Source organism: Flavobacterium sp. GW823-FHT04A11 (assembly GCF_058796535.1).
This window is the reverse complement of sequence record NZ_CM179503.1, coordinates 3,193,173-3,212,487: the sequence shown is the minus strand read 5'-3', so window position 1 is coordinate 3,212,487 and position 19,315 is coordinate 3,193,173. Positions and strand designations below refer to the sequence as shown.

Sequence of the window (19,315 nt, the reverse complement as noted above, 5' to 3'; positions counted from 1 at the left end):
TTATAAAACACGTTTTAAAACAAATCAAAATAATGTTTTCGTAGCTTTGTTTGAACTGAATTCCTCATAATATAAACTATTTTCAACATGCCACATTTTGTTATTGATTGTTCTAAAAACGTAATCCGATTAAAATCTGCAGATGACATTATGCAGAAAGTTTTTGATGCTGCAATGTCTAGTGACTTATTTATTGCTTCCGAAGTGAAAGTCAGAATTAACCCTTTTACTTATTATAACAACGGAAATAGTCTCGATGATTTTATTCATGTTTTCGGATATATTATGGAAGGTCGAAATACAGATCAAAAAGCCAGATTATCGAAAGCCATTGTCACCAAACTGAATGAAATTCTTCCTGAAGTTCCAGTGATTTCAATCAATATCAAAGATTTTGAGAAGGCAAGTTATTTTAATAAAACGATGATTTAAAAGTTTGATTTGTTTTTTGATATAAATAAAATTATCACAAAATTACTTTGATATAAAAAAACACAACTTCACTTTGAATTCAAAAAATGAATTCAAAGTGAAATCATATCCTTAATAGATGATTTTATGTACTTAACAACTTATTTAATTAATGAAAATTTTCATGAATTCTATAGTAGAATCATGAAAAATATAAGTGCTTTTGATAATCATATTGAATATAAAACTAAACTTAATGACCTAGAATACAATGTTATTGAAGGAACTTTATTTGAAGAAGAAATTATCATTTATTTTGAGGGTGAAATAAATATAATAAAAGTATTTATAAAATATAGCCTCTTCATTCATCATGAAGAATATTATAATCGAATTATAGCTTTTGAAAAAAAGTTAATGGATTTATTTTCTGATCTAAATTCATTTCATAGAGTTGATGAAATTTTATTTGAAGATTTAATAATTGAAAACGGTGAATCCTGGCATAAAAAAGAAAATGCATTTGAGATTTTTAGTGAATTTCTCGTTGATCAAGAAAAAGGACATTGGCAGAAAATAAAAAATCCTTACTTATCTATTAGCTATTCAGAATTCACCATTATGAATTTTGAATCTTAAAAAAATGAAAACAATAAGCTTTGTCAAAGTTTTAAACTTTGACAAAGCTCATAAAAAGTCTATTCTCTTTACTCTATTTTCTATTTTCTATATTCTCAATTAACAGCAATCGGAGCAGCTAAACAACTTTCCGGAATATCAAAAGCATTTACTAACGCAACGGCATCCGGACGAATATCCCAACAAAGCTGATTTACCATTTTACGAATTGCTTTCGTTTTAACAGCTTCCATATAACCATCTTCAAGGTACCAGCCTTTGTTTTTTTCTATTTGCGAAAGTGCATATAACTGATATAATTTTGTCAAAATTTCTTTTGAATTGATGTCTTCAACGGTCTTAATCGCTTCCTGAAACTGTTCTAAAACAATTCTTTCAAGATACGCCTGAGCAACGTCAATCATTTGATGCTGAACGACATTAAAAGCATCGTAAGCTTCTAAACCGCCATCAACTAACTTTTTAATACGTCGCGCTGCAGAAGCCAGAATTGTTTTTTCTCTGTGAATAAAAGCCTGCAAATGGAATTCAGAATCCAATAAATGTTCATCATCTGTTCTTCTCGTTGCGATTGGGTTTTTCTCAGAAATAGCCACTTTTGCATTTTCATAAACATAATTGATGATTCCCAAAGAGCCCATTTCACCAAAAGCTTTTCTAAATTCTGATAAGCGGTTTTTGGCCACCAATTGCATCAAAACCGTATTATCGCCTTCAAAAGTCGTGTAAATTTCGGTATCGTTTTTTAAAGCATCGATTCTGTTTTCAGATAAATATCCTTTTCCGCCAATTGCTTCACGACATTCCTGTAAAATATCTCTTGTGCTCCACGTCGAATAGGATTTCATTCCGGCTGCAAGGGCTTCAATTTCCTGCATTTGCTCTTCTGTTCTGTTTAAAAAACGATTCGTAAGATATTGCAAGGCAAAATGAACTGCATAAGTTTTCGCTAAATGCGGAAGCAATCTGCGTTGGTGCATTCTGTAATTTAAAATTGGCACTTCTGATCCGCCTTCAGGTCCAAATTGTCGACGTTGATCGCTATATCGAATCGCAATTGTCAATCCTGATTTGGCTGCAGCCAATGCCGAACGCGGAATCCCGATTCGACCGCCAACCAAAGTTCCTAACATCGTGAAAAAACGTCTGTTATCACTCGGAATTGGACTTTCAAATTCGCCTTTATCATTTACGGATGCAAAACGATCGAGCATATTTTCTTTTGGAATCACAACATTATCAAACGAAATTGTTCCGTTATCTACGCCGTTTAATCCCATTTTATGACCGCAATCGCCAATTGTAACTCCGTTTAACGTATTTCCGTTTGTATCGCGCAACGGCACAACAAAAGCGTTTACTCCGTAATCGTGATCGTCAATAATTAATTTCGCAAATACAGTCGCCATTTGACCGTGAACGGCTGCATTTCCAATATATTCTTTTTGAGCATTTTTATGCGGTGTATGAATCGTAAACGTTTGATCGTTATGATTGTAAGTCGCCGTTGTCTCCAGACCCTTTACGTTTGATCCGTGATGTGTTTCTGTCATTGCAAAACAACCCGGAATTTTTAGTGAACCAATGTCTTTAAGATATTTGGCATAATGTTTATCAGTTCCTAAAGACTGAACGCTCATTCCCCACAACCCAAACTGAACACCAAATTTTATTACTAAACTCAAATCGTGATAACTCAATGTTTCCATTATCGCAAAATAATCGGCTATGTTTTCTCCTCCACCGTATTGCTTTGGATATGCCATATTTCCGAGATTTTCTTCAGCTAAAATTTTACACCAATTGTAAACGGTTTGGCGATATACATTGATATCTGTTGAAGTTTCATAAGCAAATTCAGGTCTCGAAATAACTGATTTTACTTTTTTGATAATCGCAGCTTCTTTGCCGTCTAAAAGTTCGGTTATTTTCTGAATATCAAAATTTGAATTGGTTTGAGAAGTCGCCGTAAAAGAATCGGCTTTTGTTTTAAAGTTCTGAATTACTTCTTCACCTAAAACGCCCAAATCATTTTCCAGTTTTAAAAAATCAGGTTTTAATGTTGAAATATCTACATCTTCTTCTGAAAGTGCTTCGGCAATATCAAAAATCGATTTTATAGATGATTTATCTTTTATACTTTTTTCTATATCTTGTTTCCATTGGGACAATTCATTTCGCGATGGCGGATTTGTAATGTCTAATTTAGAAAGCAGCTGTTGTTTTTCTTCAGGCGAAAGCCAGGTTAAATTATTTATGAATTGCTGAATCGTCCAAAATTCTTTTTGGGTTAAAAGATCGTCTGACCACACTAAATAAAATAAGGGAATGAAGGCTTGTAGTTTTCTAGTTTTCATAAGATTTTGAATCTGGTTATTTGTTTTTGTTTGCCACGAATTCCACTAATTTTCGCTAATTTTTTTATGTTGAAATTTTAAAAAATTACGCAAATAAATTTTGATTCGTGCTAATTTGTGAAATTCGTGGCAACATTTTTCACATGCAATATTGCATAAAAAAACAGAAATGAAAAATACTCATTCCTGTTTAAATATCCTGTTAAGATTCTGGTAATTTTATGATCTGTAAAAATAATCGCCACGAATCTGCGAATTTTATAAAGCTAATTCGTGAATTCGTGGCGGAAAATTTTAGTAACTCTTGTACTTTAAATTAATTGAAAAACCAGCCACAACTTCACGAATGTTCATCAAATCTCATTTGAAATCGGACTATGTCAATTTGGAGTTTTCAGGTTCGTGAAGTTTGTGGCGAAACTTTAAATATTTTTTGAAGCCGGTGTATATCTTTGTTTTAATGCAAAAAGATGATGCGAGTTGAAAACGATTACAGCTATAAAAATAATGCTGTAAGCAGTGATTTGTAATACGGTTATGTTTTCGTGATAAACAAAAGTAGCTAATGCAAAGGCAATCATTGGGTTGATGTTTAACAACATTCCAACTGTTGATGAATTAATACCGGAAAGTGCATATAAATTCAGGAACAACGGGAAAATCGTAAACAAAATGGCAATGGTTTCGATACAGAAATAAAACTTAAATTCTGTTGGAACCGGACCGCTGTATGCCGGATAAAAAGGCAGTAATATCAACGCTGCCAATGTAATATGAAATGTCAGGATTATAAATTTATCAAAACCTTTATTGACACGCTGACTTACCAAATAACAAGCGTAAGTAAGGCCAATAATGATGCTGAAAAACATATCCATTATATCGGCATACGACAAAAGTAAACAGCCTGAAATACTTAATCCGACAGAAATCCATTGGGTTTTGCTTAGTTTTTCATGCAGAAGAAAATACGCCAGTAAAGTGGTTAAGATTGGACAAACCAAATAAGCAAGCGATGTGGCTTTTACGCTGACATGATTCATTACATAAATAAAGGTGAACCAGTTAAGCATTAAAAAAACGCTTCCGCCAATGTTTAGTAAAAGTGCTTTTCTTTTTTCAGATTTTGGTAATGCTTTGAAGATTTCGATTGTTTCTTTTACTTTTTTTCGTTTGAAAGCAAATGAAATCAGTAACATCAAAATACTACAGCTAAATACACGAAAAAATAGAATATCTAAAGAGGCATATTCGTGAATTGGTTTTAGTACAAGACTAAAAAATCCCCAAATAGTGTAAGCGGTTATGGCTGCGATGTAGTATTTTGTTGTTTTCACAAGTTATAGTTTTTGGTTTGGTTTTATTCTGAAACAAATTTCACAAAAATAAATAAGCAATACAGATACAGTTTTTGTAAATTGCACCATAACAGTTTTTATTTATGGGAAATTCTAATTACTTATACCTGCAATTTGCTGACCGAATTGAAAAGCAAATCAAATCGGGCGTTTTAAACGTTGGCGATAAACTGCCTTCTATTCGTGAAGTTTGTGCCGAAACGGGTTACAGTATGAGCACTGTGAGTAAAGCGTATTATGAAGTTGAAAGCAGATCTTTGATTGAAGCGCGACCGCAATCAGGCTATTATGTGAGTAATACTTCGGCAAGGATAATTGCAGAACCTACGCCAAGCAGTCCGGTTTTGAAGTCTTTGAATATCGATCGCGAAGATTTAATTGATCAGGTGTATCGCAATATGACGGATAAAAATATTACGATGCTTTCTTTGGGTTTTCCGTCGAATGAACTTTTGCCTATTGCGAAATTAAATAAGGGAATTATTCAGGCGACACGCCAACTCCCAAACAGCGGAACGAGTTATGAAGAAGTGCAGGGAAATCTGAATTTGAGGAAAGAAATTGCACGCTGGTCTTTTACCTGGGGCGGTTCTCTGACTGAAAATGATATTATCACAACACCGGGCTGTACGAGTGCTATCTCTCATTGTTTGATGACTTTAACGAAACCCGGCGATACAATTATTACCGAAAGTCCGGCCTATTTTGGAATTCTGCAACTGGCTAAATCACTGGGTTTGTATATTATGGAATTGCCTACCAATATGACAACTGGAATAGAACTGGAGGCTTTAAAAAAAGCGCTTTCTACAAAAAAAGTAAAACTTTGCCTTTTGATGAGTAATTTCAGCAATCCGTCTGGAAGTATGATGCCGGTTGAACATAAAAAAGAGGTTGTCAAACTGATGGAATTTTATGATATTCCGTTGATTGAAGATGATATTCACGGTGATTTGTATTTTGGATCAAGCCGGCCAACCAATTGCAAAACCTATGATGAAAGCGGAATTGTGCTTTGCTGCAGTTCGGTTTCTAAGACTTTGGCTCCGGGTTATCGCGTGGGCTGGGTTTCTCCGGGGAAATTTAAAAAACAAATTCTGCGTAATAAAATTTATCACACGCTCTCCTCGCCTACTATTACGCACGAGGTTGTGGGCGATTTCCTGAAAAACGGACGTTATGAAAATCACCTGCGTAAGATTCGCCAGATTCTGAATCAAAATTGTAATAATTATATCAATACGGTTCTGGAATCTTTTCCGGAAGGGACAAAAGTAAGTCAGCCTCAGGGCGGATTTTTTCTTTGGATTGAATTAGATAAAAAAATTGATACAGCGGCTTTTTATCATTTGGCGATGCAACATAATATTAGTTTCGCGCCGGGAAGGATTTTCTCTTTTCAGGATCAGTTTTCGAATTGTATGCGATTGAGTTTTGGTTTGCCGTGGACAAATGAATTGCGACATTCGATACAGACTTTGGGGAAATTGCTTAAAACATAGTTTTAGTTTTTTTTTATGATTGCGATAAACCCGACAGTTTTTTAAAACCTGTCGGGTTTGATACCAGTTTGTCATTTCGACGGAGGAGAAATCACATAAAGTAAGGACATACAGTACGTTGCTCTCTGGATGTGATTTCTCCCTTCAGTCGAAATGACAAATAGCCCTTATGAAAACGAGTGCCCTAGCCCCGATAGAAGTGGAAATCCTTTTGTGGCGGGGTTCGCCACAAAAGATTGGAACGGATAGCGGGATTAGCTTCTAATTAAAATTCCAATCTTTTTTAAATTCCAAAATCCAATTAAATGTGAAAATGAAAAAACCAGACAACGCACAAAAGCGTCATCTGGTTTACAATTAAATAGACTAATATAAATTAAAGAACAAAGTACTCGTTTCCGGTAAGCGCTTTAGGCTCAGGTTTAAGATCGAATTCTTTTATGATGTCAAATTCGACCTGAAATTCATTTAACATCTGCATCAAATTCTTTTCAATTGCGTTTGAAATAGCCGTTACAGGCGTATCTGTTGGTCTGTTTTCGAAGGGATCCTGAAGGTGAATTGCCATTCTTTCGATCAAAAAGAAAGTTCCCGCGATAATTGTAATTAACGGAATCGCAAACCAGCTTAATAAATCGATTAAGCCAAAAGGCAATAAAACAATGAACAAACACAATGTCAACCTGATGTACATGCTGTATGTTGTTGGAAAAATCGTGTTTTTAATTCTCTCACATTTCCCCATTGCATCACACAATCTTGTTAAGGTATTGTCGATTTCTACTTGCTGATAGGTGTTGAAACGCTTGTCTTTTCTGGCGTTTCTTAAATCTCTGGCGTGTAGTAAAAGAATCGCATTTGGAATATTCTGATGGTTTTTTACAAAGTTTAATTCTTCTTCGCTAATGAAATTTTTAATGGGTTTTATAGCGTCTTTATTTCGTAAAGCCTGCCCTAAACTGTAACACCATGCAATTTGTCTTTTGGTGAAATTTTCCTTGAAATCATTTGCTTCTACCGAAAAATCAGGATCTTTATAGAACGTTAATACTTGTCTAATCAACGTTCTGGATTCATTTACGATTGAACCCCAGATAATTCTGGCTTCCCACCATCTGTCATAAGCCTGATTTGACTTAAAAGCTAATAGTAAGGATATAATTGTTCCAACCATTGTTGGAATTGCGATTGGAATATCTACAGAGATATTGATGAAATAGTGATGAAAAACTTCGAATAATATGGTATAAGCCATTACAAGACCTAACTCCACCTTAATTTTTCCGAGAACGTACCTCATTGGAATTCTTTTCTTTAATAACATATCTTGAGTTTTAAATTTAACTTAATTGTTTTGAAGTCAGTTTTTTAGGCTAATTCTTCGTAAAGCGATAAAACAGGAAGTCCGAGTTTGTCGCTGCTGTTTTCTTTTTTTGTTTTTTTGAATTTGATTTTTTCGCCTTTACGGGTTTCTACCAATAAATCAATATCGTATTTTGAAATAGCTTCAGATAAATAAGGCGCAAATTGCTCGTAATTATCATCAAAATTGGATGTCTGGCTCACAATTTCATAAGAGAAATTTTGGCTCAAAAAGTGCTGAACATCTTTCACATGCATATTTGCTTTTGCATTTTCGATGTAAAGCGCTTTACTAAAATCGTCTTTAAGAGATTCTGTTCCTAAATGTAAAATTGGGCCTTTTTGGTTTCCGGCTAATTTTACAACATATTGATGAATGCGTTTTGTTTCCTGCTTATAAGAATGAGTTAGGATGACCAATTTTATAGCAAAAGCATCAATAATTCCTTTAAAAATAGGTGCCGAAAGTCCAAATTGATTGTGAATTTTTATTTTGCAGTTTGGCGTGTGCTCGATAATGTAACGGCAGGTTTCCAAAACTTCATCCTGACTTGCAGTTAGGCTGGTTTTCATTTCACGTAAAAATTGTGAAGCCGAAAAGGTGTCCGGCGTATCAGAAACCATCATTAATATAATCTCGCAATTGGTGTTTTTTGCCTGATTAATTGCCGATTTTACAGCGCTGATCGTATCTTGTTCTAGTGTGGTAGGTATAAGAAAATTTTTCATATGTATAATCGTTTAGTTTATACATACAAAATAACACCCTGTAAATTAGAAGGATCTTAATGTAAAATTAGAATTTTCTAAGATTCAACATTAGAATTTTTAATGTTGGATTTTTTAATGTCTTTTTTAAAGACAATTGTTACGATTGTACCTTTATTTTGTTCTGATTGTACCTGAATTTCACCATCGTGCATTCGGATAATTTTTGATGCCAAAGGAAGTCCTAAACCGTAACCTATATATTTGGCCGCAATTTTTCCTCTAAAGAAAGGTTCATACAAATGCGGAATATCTTCCGGTGGAATTCCTATTCCGATATCGTTAATCGAGATTTTAATCGCTTCTGTATTAGCCGAAAGCGTAACAAAAACCTCATTATTGTCAGAATATTTAACGCCGTTTGTAATGATGTTATTCATTGCCAGTTCCAGAAGTGGCTTATTACACGGAATTAAAAGCAAATTAGAATCTTTTGGCGCAAAATTCAGTTTAATACTCACGCGGTTATCCGGATAAATTTTATCCAAATCTGATTTTACATCCATCAATAATTCATCGATTCTGGCGATATCGAGAACTTGTTTTTTCCCGTCGTAACCGGTTTGGGTTAATTTTAATAAACTTTCGGTTAGATTTCCTAATCTCGAAGCCTGACCATAAATATTCTGCAATGATTCGATATATTCTGAAACCTCTCTTTCTTTCAAAAGCATAATTTCAGATTCGGCAATAATTGTTGTAATTGGCGTTTTTAGTTCGTGAGAAGCATTATTAATAAAGTTGGCCTGAATTTCAAAAGAGGTTTCCAATCGGTCCAGCATATCATTAAAGGTATGTGTAAGATCTGAAATCTCATCTGAATTCTTGACTTCAGGCAATCTGTTATGAAGATTTGAAGCACTGATCCGGTTCACTTCTCTGGTAATTCTCGCTACGGGATTAATAACTCTTTTCGCCAGAAAACGGCCTAAAAAGAAAGCTAAAAGTACAAATCCAATTCCGCCAAAAATTAAGATTTTGGCAATATAAATGGTTGTCGTTTTTCCGCGTCGATCCCGTGCGCCCACAATTACAATATATTTCTGATTGTTTTCGGTGAAAACCTGACCTAAATAATATTTACTGTCAATTTCAAAATAGTCTTTTCCTGTTTCCAGAATAGTGGCATAAAATGAGTTGGGTAAATTTAGTTTGGTATTGTAATCAAAACTATTGGCACTGTTTATTTTAAGAACATATTCTTCTTCTTCAATAAGTTCTTCCAGTCCGTTTTTTTTAAGATTGCTGTAGTATTTTATTTTTTCGGGATCGTCCTGAAAATGAATCGAAGCCACGATTTTTGCCCTGTCTTCTAATCTTTTTAAGAAATGATATCTGTTGTTTTCGCGAAATAATACAAAAACTATTATGCATAATAATAATGTACTAAAAGTGGAAAGGGCAACATAAGTAAAAGTAATTTTTTTTCTTATATCCATTTTATGGCTGTATAACATAACCCAAACCTTTCATGGTATGAATAAGTTTGGTTGTGTAAGGTTTGTCTATTTTTTTTCTTAAATAATTGATATAAACATCCACAACATTGGTGTTCATATCAAAATTAATGTCCCAGACATTGTCTAAAATCTGGTCTCTGGATACAATTCGGCCTGTATTTTTGGCCAGATAATACAATAATTTAAATTCCTTGGCTGTTAAAACAATAGATTCTCCTTCGCGTTTTACCGTTTTGGCCTGACTGTTTATTTCTAAATCGCCAATTATGATCGAATCTGTTTTTTCAGTTTCCTGATGCGCTCTTCGGTTTAAGGCATTTACTCTTGCGTCGAGTTCTCCAAATTTAAATGGTTTAACCAAATAATCATCGGCGCCGGCGTTGAGTCCGGTTACAATATTTTCTGAAGTTCCAAGGGCAGTTAAAAGCAAAATGGGAACAAAATTTTTATCGGCACGTAATCTTCTGCAAATTTCGATTCCGTTAATATCGGGAAGCATAACATCTAAAATAACTACATCAAAGTTGTAATTCTGAATCATTTCCAAAGCCGTTTTGCCATCAAGAGCCACGCTGACATCATTGTTGTTTTCAGCGAAACCTTTGCGTAAAATGGAGAGTAGATTTGGTTCGTCTTCGACTATTAGTAGTTTCATTCTAAATGTATTTCTAACAAAAATAGCAATTGAGTTTAAAATATAAATCAGAATAATTTAGAATTATGAATTTATTGTGAAGAAATCAATTTTATGGGAATAAAAATAAATTTCTCATTATTAATATTTACAATACTGCCGAAGTCTTATTTTAAAAGGTCTCGCCCGCATTCAGATAAAATCCTTTTGACTGATTTCCCCAGGAATAATCTGCAATTAGATTCGTTCTGGTAGCTTTATCAATTAAAATGCGCAATCCAATTCCCGCTGCGGGCTGAACAGAGCTAAAAAGTTTTGTATTTGTATCCGGATTACTTGTTGTGACGAAATTAGTAAAAACAGTTCCGCTTAACATTTGATTACACGTTATTGGAAACCTGAATTCTGTGGAAAGGTAAACTAAATTTGTGCCTCTGAATAGTCCCTGCGTATATCCTTCTCCGCTTCTGCTTCGCTGATCCCAGCCAATGGCGGGTAAATTTAAATACGGCACTTTTCCTCTGGTTACAAATTGCCCGTAAGTCCAAATTGCTAAAATATAGCGTTCATTTTTCTGCGAAAGCGGAATAAAATTGCGGTACTCTGTATACAAGACATTACTATAACGCTGATTATTAAACAATACCGGATTAAAACGGTAATTAATATTAGCAAACCAGCCATGCGTTGCATTCACCTGATTATCTCTGGAATCGTAAACCAAATTAAGACTCATGCCGGTTAGAAAATATTCCAGATTATTAAATCCGTATTTTTGGCTGTAATCGTAATGATAGGTGAATTTTTGGTTTTCAATATCCAGTTCTTTATCAGAAATATTAGAATACCAATCGATATTGATTCCGCCGCCCACATAAAAATTCTTTTTTACTTCGAAAGAAGCCGTTTGGTGAAATTTTAAATAATTATAATCCATTGGCTGCGCTAGAGAATCAATGCTAAATCCCGGATCCTGATCTCGCTTAGGCGGAATAATATTCGTTCCGAGTCCATAATTGGGCTGTGAAAAAAGATACAACCGATAATCGCCGCTTAGAAATATTCTGTTGTTTTTTAATAAAATATTGTTTTTGACATTCACCAGCCATTGATTTTTTACGGTATAGGTTATGCCCAAATTTGCGATCGAATATTTATCGGATTTTTGTTTTCCTTTAAAAGTATATTGCGCCACTGCACCAAAGAAAAAGCCGGTTGCCGGTTGTGTACCAATTGCCGGAATAATTAAAAAGAAGCTGTTTTTAACGGGTTTAACGACATAAACAGAATCTTTCTTTTTAAAGATTTCTAATATCGTTTTAGGCGAACAAATTTCCCGATTAATAGAATCATTTTGAGCAATCAAGGCAAATTGAATAAAAAACAGCAATCCGAAGATTTTATATTTTTTGTGAAAGACATTATTTTTTAAAAATTTCACCATCTGAAAGTCTTAATTTTTTGGAACAATAATTAACCTTATTGTAAATATAAGTCTTATTTTCAATGTTTTACAAAATCATTCTCATAAATTCAAAGAGCATTTTAGTAGAAAATTAAAAATACAGCACTTAAAATCCTTCAATATCCTGTCGTAATTATTATCTTTTCACTCTTAAATAATCAGCAAAAATCAGCATTGAAAAAAGAGTCCGAATATTTTCTTGATAAAGAATACGAAACCATAATTTATAGCCGGGATGATCTTAATTTTAAGGATTTTGAATGCTGTGTTTTTAATAATTGCAACTTTTCTGCCTGTACTTTTTTAGCCGTTACTTTTATCGATTGCGTTTTTAATGATTGTGTTTTTAATGAGGCCAAAATCAATTATGTAGCTTTTAGAACGGCTACTTTTAATCGATGTGAAATTAAGGAAGTGAATTTTGCAATGTGCGATAAACTGATTTTTGAGGTTCATTTTTACGATTGCATTCTGGATTTTTCGAAGTTTTATACTTTAAAAATAAAAGGAACAACGTTTACCAATTGCAGTTTAATTGCGGTTGATTTTATGGCTACAGATCTTACAAGCGTACTTTTTGAAAACTGTGATTTATACCGCTCAGAATTTGATAAAGCCATTGCCAACAAAGCCGATTTTAAAACAAGTTATAATTATACTATTGATCCATCAAAAACCAAATTGAAGAAAGCTATTTTTTCTTTGAAAGAAGTGAAAGGGCTGCTGTTTAAGCATGATGTGGTTGTAAGTTAAGTTCAAAGAATAAAAAAAGCCAGTATAAAACTGGCTATTAATATATTTTTACATGGAAATTACCCTACTATAACATCTCTTTTCATGATAAATAATTTTAAATTAATTTATATAAGCAATATTAATAATTAAATGAACTAAAGACAAATTATAAATGTTAATTGTTATACAACACCTAAATCATCTCCAGATTTAAATTTTCGGGATGTTATTGAATCCTTCGAATGAAAATCCTGAACAAATATATTTGTGAAACCAGATAAGGAATGTTTAGCAATTACTGTTAGTCTAATATAAGATGAAGAATCAACCCAATTAGCTTCTATATCTTCAGTTGTTCTAACTCTCATAGCATGCAGGCTATTCGTGTCACTTTTTTTTCTACAAGGAATGTATGAAATAAAATTATCTTTTAATTCGATATCCTTTCCCTGAATATTCATTCCTCCAACTCCACCGACTTGTTTATAAAAAGTAGGTTCAATTCGAATATCAAATATTTCCAAATTTGTTTTATTGATAAATTTGAAAAAGTAATTTGTCTGTCCTTCAAAAGTAACTTTACTTATATGTGGTGATATTTCTATTTTTACTCTCTTCCTTTTTAGAAAACAAATTAAAAATAAATAAGACGACATTACGCCTGTTATAATACTAATAAATATTCCTAAAAGTACTTCTGTCATTTTACCTGATGATTGTTCAGCAAAATTACATTTTTAATTTTAACAAGTAAAATATTATTTTATTTTTATATTACAATTTCTTCTTCATCACATAATCTTCCATTAAATATCCATTTCCAATTTCAATATTGACTTCATCTACAATTTCAAAACCTATTTTTTTATAAAATCCCAAAGCCGAATTAAATCGATTTACGTTTAAAGATAAAATTGTTGAATTGTTTTCTAAAGCTAATTTTCCAATTTCGTCAATCACTTTTTTACCAATTCCTTTTCCTTGTGTTTCCGGTAAAAGATAAATTTTATGGATTTTAGTGATGGTTTGTCCTTTATAATGATGTTCAATTCCGATGAATCCAATATTCGTTTCATCTTCATAAATCATGTAAAATAACTGCTCTTTTTTATCGTATTGTTCTGTTAAAGCTTCAGTAGAATAAAAAAGATCCAGCATATAACTCAATTGCTCTTTTGAAAGGATTTCTCCATAAGTGATTGGCCATGTTATGTGTACTATATTCTGAATTAGCTTAATATCGTTTATTGTCGCTTCTGAAATTGTAATCATATTCTATTTAAAAATGATTTTTATTTGGTGAAAATTTGATTTTCCTGTTCGCTTACTCGTATGAAAGTAGTTCGTTTGGTAAGTTCTTTTAATCGTGAAGCACCAACATATGTACAAGTACTTCTTAGTCCGCCTAAAATATCCAAAACTGTATTAATTACTTTTCCTTTAAAAGGAACCTGAACTGTTTTGCCTTCACTTGCCCTGTATTCTGCAACCCCGCCAACATGTTTGTCCATTGCTGTTGTAGAACTCATTCCGTAAAATTGTTTGAATTTTTCTCCATTCACTTCGATTAATTCTCCTCCACTTTCTTCATGTCCGGCTAACATTCCGCCCAACATTACAAAATCAGAGCCTGCTCCAAAAGCTTTTGCTACATCACCCGGAGTGCTACAGCCGCCATCGCTGATAATGTGCCCGCCTAAACCGTGAGCCGCATCGGCACATTCGATAATAGCAGAAAGCTGCGGATATCCAACGCCTGTTTTGACACGAGTTGTACAAACTGAGCCCGGACCAATTCCGACTTTTACGATATCGGCTCCAGCCAATAATAATTCTTCGACCATTTCTCCAGTGACAACATTTCCGGCAATGATTACTTTATCAGGATATTGTTTTCGGGTTTGTTTTAAAAACTGGACAAAATGTTCTGAATAGCCATTTGCAACGTCTATACAAATAAATTTCAACAAGGGATTTTCAGTTATTATCTGACCTATTTTGGTAAAATCTTCTTTTCCTGTTCCGGTACTTATCGCAATATAATCGTAGAAATCTGGTGTAACTTTATTGAGGAAAGTTTTCCATTCTTCAGGGGAATAATGTTTGTGAATGGCTGTAAAAAGTTTTTCTTTGGCGAGAACTTCTGCCATTTCAAAAGTTCCAACAGTGTCCATATTTGCCGCCATAATCGGAATTCCCGTCCAATTTGTGGTGCTGTGCAAAAATTTAAAATTTCGTTCTAAAGAGACTTCAGATCTGCTTTTAAGTGTTGATCTTTTAGGGCGAATCATTACATCTTTAAATCCTAATTTCAAATCAGTTTCTATTCTCATGGTTTTAAATTTTCGTTACTCTCAAATATACAATTTTAGATTGTTGATTTTAGATTTTAGATTATTTAAAACTTTGAGGTTAATTGGCACGCGCGTTTCGACTACGCTCAACGTGACAAACGTAAAAAAAACTGAGACTGAGACTGAGACTGAAAAAAACTGAGACTGAAAACTGAGACTGAAAACTAAAACCTACCCGTGAATCGTTTCTCCTTTTCCGTAGTTTTTAATAATTGATTCTTCATAAGCAAGCCATTCTCTCCAGCGTTTTTCAACATCAATTCCAACTCCGTATTTTCTGGCGTAAGTGATGAAAGTAGTGTAATGTCCGGCTTCGCTTTCCATTAATTCTCTGTAGAAAACAGCTAATTCTTCGTCCTGAATATTTTCTGATAAAACTTTGAAACGTTCGCAGCTTCTGGCTTCAATCATGGCTGAGAATAATAATCTTTCTACAAGACCTGAAACTCTGCTACCGTCGCCGCTTTTTTTCATATATAAATACAATTCATTTACATAATCGTCTTTGCGTTCACGGCCTAGTTTTAAACCTCTTTTGATAATAATATTGTGAACCTGTTCAAAATGATCGATTTCTTCTTTGGCTAAAGCCAATAAATCTTTAACCAAATCCTGATGTTCAGAGTTATTCGTGATAATTGTAATCGCGTTTGTTGCTGCTTTTTGCTCGCACCAAGCGTGATCGGTCAGGATTTCTTCAATATTTTTTTCTACAATATTTACCCATCTAGGGTCTGTTGGTAATTGTAATCTTAGTACGCCCATGTCTTTTTTTGTTTTATTTGTTTTAGGTTTCATGTTTCACGTTCTTTTAGGAACGAAAAAAGTTTAAAGTTTTGTTTTACGTTTTTTTACGTGTTACAAAACTTTAAACTTGAAACTTTAAACCTGAAACTATATTAGTATACGAAAATCGGTCTTTCGCTCATCATTTCATTTACTTCGTTTGCTACTTCTTCGATAACCGCTTCATTTGTGTGATCAGCTAATACTTTATCGATAAGAGCTACGATAGTTTCCATATCTTCTTCAACTAAACCACGAGTCGTGATTGCAGCTGTTCCTACACGAATTCCAGACGTGATAAATGGTGATTTATCATCAAACGGAACCATGTTTTTATTTACTGTAATTTCTGCTTTTACTAATGCATTTTCAGCTTCTTTTCCAGAAATATTTTTATTTCTTAAGTCAATAAGCATCATATGATTATCAGTTCCGCCAGAAATGATTTTGTATCCTCTTTTTACAAAAGCATCTGCCATAGCATTTGCATTTTTTTGCAATTGCATTGCGTAAGTAAAGAACTCATCTTTTAATGCTTCACCAAAAGCTACAGCTTTAGCAGCAATAATGTGCATTAAAGGTCCGCCTTGATTTCCTGGGAAAACTGCAAGATCTAATAAAGATGACATCATTCTGATTTCTCCTTTCGGAGTTTTTAATCCTTGTGGATTTTCGAAATCTTTCCCCATTAAAATCAAACCTCCACGTGGTCCACGCAATGTTTTGTGTGTAGTTGTAGAAACGATATGACAATGAGGAATCGGGTCATTCATTAATCCTTTTGCAATTAATCCTGCAGGGTGAGAAATATCAGCAAACAAGATTGCTCCTACGCTATCAGCAATTTCTCTGAAACGTGCAAAATCCATATCACGAGAATAAGCAGAAGCTCCCGCGATGATTAATTTTGGTTGTTCTTTAGTAGCAATTTCCTGAATTTTATCATAATCTAAACGACCAGTTTCAGCATCTACACCGTAAAAAACAGGACGGTATAAACGACCTGAAAAGTTTACCGGAGAACCGTGAGTTAAATGACCACCGTGAGATAAATCAAAACCTAAAATAGTATCACCCGGATTTAAACAAGCGTGGTAAACTGCTGTATTTGCCTGAGAACCAGAGTGTGGTTGTACGTTTGCATATTCAGCACCAAATAATTCTTTTGCTCTGTCAATTGCAATTTGCTCAATAACGTCAACTACTTCGCAACCGCCGTAGTATCTTTTGCCAGGATATCCTTCGGCATATTTATTTGTTAAAACAGAACCAGCTGCTTCCATTACTTCGTCACTTACAAAATTCTCCGAAGCAATAAGTTCTAATCCGTGAATTTGTCTGTCTTGTTCCTCTAGTATAAGGTCAAAAATTTGTTCGTCGCGTTGCATTTTTTCGTTTTTCGTTAATTTCCTGCAAAAATACAAAAAAACGTTTGTCAAACTGTTAGATTATGATATATTTGACATAGAATTTTTCAACAAATAATTAACATTCACATGCCAATAACCGCTAACGATACCAAAAGAAAATCATGGTTAGAAGTACCAGAAAATAGTGACTTCCCTATTCAAAATATTCCTTTCGGTGTATTTCTTACTAAAGAAAATGTCGTTACAGTAGGAACTCGAATTGGCGATTACGCTATAGATTTAGGGGCTTTACAACAATTAAACTATTTTGAAGGAATAGATTTAACCGATGATATGTTCATGCAGGACACGCTTAATGATTTTATTTCTGATGGAAAAAAAACATGGCGATTAGTTCGAAACCGTATCGCTGATATTTTCGACGAAACCAATCCACAACTTAGAGATTCAACAAAAGATCGCGATATTGTGATTTTTAAAATCGATGATGTCGAGATGCAATTGCCGGTTTTAATTGGTGATTATACTGATTTTTATTCGAGTAAAGAACATGCAACAAACGTTGGTAAGATGTTCCGCGATCCTGAAAACGCTTTATTACCAAACTGGTTACACATTCCGGTTGGTTACCATGGCAGAAGTTCTACTATTGTTCCATCAGGAATTCCGGTTCACAGACCAATGGGACAAACTTTGCCGGCAGGTGAAAAATATCCTGTTTTTGGTCCGTCCCGTTTAGTAGATTTTGAATTAGAAACCGCTTTTATTACAACCGATGTCAATATAATGGGAGAAAATATCCCAACTTATGAAGCAGAAGATTATATTTTCGGAATGGTTTTACTGAATGACTGGAGTGCGCGCGATATTCAGAAATGGGAATATGTGCCTCTTGGACCCTTTTTAGCTAAAAACTTTGCAACTTCAATTTCACCGTGGATTGTAACTATGGATGCACTGGAACCTTTTAGAACTAAAGGACCAAAGCAAGATCCATCGCCGCTTCCTTATTTACAAACTAAAGGGAAAAAAGCTTTTGATATTCATTTAGAAGTTTCTATACAACCTGAAAATCAGGAAGAAACCATTATTTCTAAATCAAACTTTAAATATTTGTACTGGTCAATGGCACAGCAATTGGCACATCATACTTCAAACGGATGCCGTATAAATTCTGGAGACATGATGGGTTCAGGAACAATTTCAGGTCCTACTCCTGATAGTTTTGGCTCTATGTTAGAATTAACCTGGGGAGGGAAAAATCCGCTGAAATTAAAAGACGGAAGCGAACGTAAATTTATCGAAGATAATGACACGGTAATCATCAGAGGTTTCTGTGAAAATGCTGAAGTAAGACTTGGTTTTGGAGAAGTTTGCAGCCAATTATTGCCACCTTTTATCAGACCGTGAAGAGAAAATAAAATTGATTAATTTAATTCGTTAATCTTTAGAAATAAAAAAAAGCTTGTTAGTGTTCTAACAAGCTTTTTTATTTTAAGCTAAAATTTTTATTGAAATATAATCTAAGGTTTCTCCTGCGGATTTCTTGAAGTATGAAATAAAGAATGAATAACAATATCATTTTCGATAATTTCATAAATAATTACAAAAGGAAACTTTACCAAAGGCAATTCTCGATAATATGGTTTCTTTTTTATTTCAAATAATTTTGGATTTATCTTTAAAACTTTTAGATAAGATTTCAGATAGGATAAAAATTGTTTCCCTAAACCTTTATTTCTGCTTTCATAAAATTTAATAGTTTCGTCTATTTCTTTTTCTGCTAATGGTAAAATTCTAAGATTAAAGACCATATTTAGCATTCAATCGCTGTTCTACTTCTTCCCAAGAACTTGCTTTATTTTCTCTCGAAATATATTTCTCTCTTTCTTCAGCAACTATGTTATAATGAGAATCGGAAACCATAGATTTTTGTTCATCAAGATTTATCGCGTCAAAAACACTTTCTAAAATTTCCAGTTTGGAATCGTCTTGTATGAATTTTCCAAAATCTTTTATTAGTTTTCGTCTTAATTCCTTTGTTTCCATTTTTCTAATATTTACTTCAAATTTAAGCTTTTCAATTTTACCATCAGCTAAAATTTAAGACACTT

At 33.6% G+C, this 19,315-nt stretch carries 19 protein-coding genes; 5 read left to right on the top strand and 14 right to left on the bottom strand.

Going from position 1 to position 19,315, the window contains the following annotated elements; genetic code table 11:
• Positions 1 to 87: 87 nt before the first annotated feature.
• On the top strand, positions 88 to 432 hold the full coding sequence (locus tag AC3QL1_RS13775; RefSeq protein WP_492492175.1) for a 5-carboxymethyl-2-hydroxymuconate Delta-isomerase: 345 nt from the start codon (positions 88 to 90) through the stop codon (positions 430 to 432).
• Positions 433 to 615: 183 nt separating this feature from the next.
• On the top strand, positions 616 to 1,050 hold the full coding sequence (locus AC3QL1_RS13770; RefSeq protein ID WP_492492173.1) for a hypothetical protein: 435 nt from the start codon (positions 616 to 618) through the stop codon (positions 1,048 to 1,050).
• Positions 1,051 to 1,145: 95 nt separating this feature from the next.
• On the opposite strand, the gene AC3QL1_RS13765 is transcribed toward AC3QL1_RS13770, so the two are convergent.
• Both AC3QL1_RS13765 and AC3QL1_RS13760 read right to left on the bottom strand, forming a co-directional pair.
• Positions 1,146 to 3,407, bottom strand: coding sequence for an acyl-CoA dehydrogenase family protein (locus tag AC3QL1_RS13765; RefSeq protein WP_492492171.1), 2,262 nt, complete (start codon positions 3,405 to 3,407; stop codon positions 1,146 to 1,148).
• A gap of 422 nt (positions 3,408 to 3,829) precedes the next feature.
• Positions 3,830 to 4,744, bottom strand: coding sequence for an EamA family transporter (locus AC3QL1_RS13760; RefSeq protein WP_492492169.1), 915 nt, complete (start codon positions 4,742 to 4,744; stop codon positions 3,830 to 3,832).
• Between the two features lie 104 nt (positions 4,745 to 4,848).
• Between AC3QL1_RS13760 and AC3QL1_RS13755 the strand changes: the two genes are divergently transcribed.
• Positions 4,849 to 6,267, top strand: coding sequence for an aminotransferase-like domain-containing protein (locus tag AC3QL1_RS13755; RefSeq protein ID WP_492492168.1), 1,419 nt, complete (start codon positions 4,849 to 4,851; stop codon positions 6,265 to 6,267).
• Between the two features lie 376 nt (positions 6,268 to 6,643).
• Here the strand turns inward: AC3QL1_RS13755 and AC3QL1_RS13750 are convergent, their stop codons facing one another.
• From AC3QL1_RS13750 to AC3QL1_RS13730, 5 genes are all read right to left on the bottom strand, one after another.
• Positions 6,644 to 7,591 carry a bestrophin family protein gene (locus tag AC3QL1_RS13750; RefSeq protein WP_492492166.1) on the bottom strand — a complete coding sequence of 316 codons (948 nt, stop codon included), beginning with the start codon at positions 7,589 to 7,591 and terminating at the stop codon, positions 6,644 to 6,646.
• A 44-nt stretch (positions 7,592 to 7,635) separates the two neighbouring features.
• Positions 7,636 to 8,358, bottom strand: coding sequence for a hypothetical protein (locus AC3QL1_RS13745; protein ID WP_492492164.1), 723 nt, complete (start codon positions 8,356 to 8,358; stop codon positions 7,636 to 7,638).
• A 77-nt stretch (positions 8,359 to 8,435) separates the two neighbouring features.
• Entirely contained in the window at positions 8,436 to 9,836 is a 1,401-nt protein-coding gene (locus AC3QL1_RS13740) for an ATP-binding protein (RefSeq protein WP_492492163.1), read from the bottom strand.
• 1 nt (position 9,837) lies between these two features.
• Positions 9,838 to 10,512, bottom strand: a complete 675-nt coding sequence (locus AC3QL1_RS13735) for a response regulator transcription factor (RefSeq protein WP_492492161.1) — start codon at positions 10,510 to 10,512, stop codon at positions 9,838 to 9,840.
• Between the two features lie 151 nt (positions 10,513 to 10,663).
• Positions 10,664 to 11,935 carry a BamA/TamA family outer membrane protein gene (locus AC3QL1_RS13730; RefSeq protein ID WP_492492159.1) on the bottom strand — a complete coding sequence of 424 codons (1,272 nt, stop codon included), beginning with the start codon at positions 11,933 to 11,935 and terminating at the stop codon, positions 10,664 to 10,666.
• Between the two features lie 195 nt (positions 11,936 to 12,130).
• Here AC3QL1_RS13730 and AC3QL1_RS13725 point away from each other — a divergent pair, with 195 nt between their 5' ends.
• Positions 12,131 to 12,709 (top strand): pentapeptide repeat-containing protein, encoded by a 579-nt coding sequence (locus AC3QL1_RS13725; RefSeq protein WP_492492157.1) that lies wholly within the window; start codon positions 12,131 to 12,133, stop codon positions 12,707 to 12,709.
• 164 nt (positions 12,710 to 12,873) lie between these two features.
• On the opposite strand, the gene AC3QL1_RS13720 is transcribed toward AC3QL1_RS13725, so the two are convergent.
• The 5 genes from AC3QL1_RS13720 to glyA all read right to left on the bottom strand — a co-directional run bounded on the left by AC3QL1_RS13720 (position 12,874) and on the right by glyA (position 17,219).
• The gene (locus AC3QL1_RS13720; protein WP_492492155.1) at positions 12,874 to 13,395 is read right to left on the bottom strand and encodes a hypothetical protein; all 522 of its coding nucleotides are present in this window, start codon (positions 13,393 to 13,395) and stop codon (positions 12,874 to 12,876) included.
• Between the two features lie 70 nt (positions 13,396 to 13,465).
• Positions 13,466 to 13,963 carry a GNAT family N-acetyltransferase gene (locus AC3QL1_RS13715; protein ID WP_492492153.1) on the bottom strand — a complete coding sequence of 166 codons (498 nt, stop codon included), beginning with the start codon at positions 13,961 to 13,963 and terminating at the stop codon, positions 13,466 to 13,468.
• Between the two features lie 20 nt (positions 13,964 to 13,983).
• Positions 13,984 to 15,024 (bottom strand): GMP reductase, encoded by a 1,041-nt coding sequence (locus AC3QL1_RS13710; protein WP_492492151.1) that lies wholly within the window; start codon positions 15,022 to 15,024, stop codon positions 13,984 to 13,986.
• A gap of 192 nt (positions 15,025 to 15,216) precedes the next feature.
• Complete coding sequence (locus AC3QL1_RS13705) at positions 15,217 to 15,843, bottom strand: MiaE family protein (protein ID WP_492492149.1); 627 nt, start codon at positions 15,841 to 15,843, stop codon at positions 15,217 to 15,219.
• A gap of 101 nt (positions 15,844 to 15,944) precedes the next feature.
• Positions 15,945 to 17,219 (bottom strand): serine hydroxymethyltransferase, encoded by a 1,275-nt coding sequence (gene glyA, locus AC3QL1_RS13700; protein WP_492492147.1) that lies wholly within the window; start codon positions 17,217 to 17,219, stop codon positions 15,945 to 15,947.
• 108 nt (positions 17,220 to 17,327) lie between these two features.
• Between glyA and fahA the strand changes: the two genes are divergently transcribed.
• Positions 17,328 to 18,611 carry a fumarylacetoacetase gene (fahA, locus tag AC3QL1_RS13695; protein WP_492492145.1) on the top strand — a complete coding sequence of 428 codons (1,284 nt, stop codon included), beginning with the start codon at positions 17,328 to 17,330 and terminating at the stop codon, positions 18,609 to 18,611.
• A gap of 113 nt (positions 18,612 to 18,724) precedes the next feature.
• On the opposite strand, the gene AC3QL1_RS13690 is transcribed toward fahA, so the two are convergent.
• Positions 18,725 to 19,015: a type II toxin-antitoxin system RelE/ParE family toxin gene (locus AC3QL1_RS13690; protein ID WP_492492143.1), complete on the bottom strand. Its 291-nt coding sequence runs from the start codon at positions 19,013 to 19,015 to the stop codon at positions 18,725 to 18,727.
• Positions 19,005 to 19,250, bottom strand: a complete 246-nt coding sequence (locus AC3QL1_RS13685; protein ID WP_492492141.1) for a hypothetical protein — start codon at positions 19,248 to 19,250, stop codon at positions 19,005 to 19,007. The genes AC3QL1_RS13690 and AC3QL1_RS13685 overlap by 11 nt, the downstream gene beginning before the upstream one ends.
• Positions 19,251 to 19,315 lie beyond the last annotated feature (65 nt).

Coding starts and splice junctions, on each gene's coding strand:
- AC3QL1_RS13770 (WP_492492173.1), top strand. CDS start 616: ATGAAAAATATAAGTGCTTTTGATAATCATATTGAATATAAAACTAAA.
- AC3QL1_RS13755 (WP_492492168.1), top strand. CDS start 4,849: ATGGGAAATTCTAATTACTTATACCTGCAATTTGCTGACCGAATTGAA.
- AC3QL1_RS13705 (WP_492492149.1), bottom strand. CDS start 15,843: ATGAAACCTAAAACAAATAAAACAAAAAAAGACATGGGCGTACTAAGA.
- AC3QL1_RS13710 (WP_492492151.1), bottom strand. CDS start 15,024: ATGAGAATAGAAACTGATTTGAAATTAGGATTTAAAGATGTAATGATT.
- AC3QL1_RS13685 (WP_492492141.1), bottom strand. CDS start 19,250: ATGGAAACAAAGGAATTAAGACGAAAACTAATAAAAGATTTTGGAAAA.
- AC3QL1_RS13730 (WP_492492159.1), bottom strand. CDS start 11,935: ATGGTGAAATTTTTAAAAAATAATGTCTTTCACAAAAAATATAAAATC.
- AC3QL1_RS13690 (WP_492492143.1), bottom strand. CDS start 19,015: ATGGTCTTTAATCTTAGAATTTTACCATTAGCAGAAAAAGAAATAGAC.
- AC3QL1_RS13750 (WP_492492166.1), bottom strand. CDS start 7,591: ATGTTATTAAAGAAAAGAATTCCAATGAGGTACGTTCTCGGAAAAATT.
- AC3QL1_RS13775 (WP_492492175.1), top strand. CDS start 88: ATGCCACATTTTGTTATTGATTGTTCTAAAAACGTAATCCGATTAAAA.
- AC3QL1_RS13735 (WP_492492161.1), bottom strand. CDS start 10,512: ATGAAACTACTAATAGTCGAAGACGAACCAAATCTACTCTCCATTTTA.
- AC3QL1_RS13745 (WP_492492164.1), bottom strand. CDS start 8,358: ATGAAAAATTTTCTTATACCTACCACACTAGAACAAGATACGATCAGC.
- AC3QL1_RS13740 (WP_492492163.1), bottom strand. CDS start 9,836: ATGGATATAAGAAAAAAAATTACTTTTACTTATGTTGCCCTTTCCACT.
- AC3QL1_RS13720 (WP_492492155.1), bottom strand. CDS start 13,395: ATGACAGAAGTACTTTTAGGAATATTTATTAGTATTATAACAGGCGTA.
- fahA (WP_492492145.1), top strand. CDS start 17,328: ATGCCAATAACCGCTAACGATACCAAAAGAAAATCATGGTTAGAAGTA.
- AC3QL1_RS13765 (WP_492492171.1), bottom strand. CDS start 3,407: ATGAAAACTAGAAAACTACAAGCCTTCATTCCCTTATTTTATTTAGTG.
- AC3QL1_RS13715 (WP_492492153.1), bottom strand. CDS start 13,963: ATGATTACAATTTCAGAAGCGACAATAAACGATATTAAGCTAATTCAG.
- glyA (WP_492492147.1), bottom strand. CDS start 17,219: ATGCAACGCGACGAACAAATTTTTGACCTTATACTAGAGGAACAAGAC.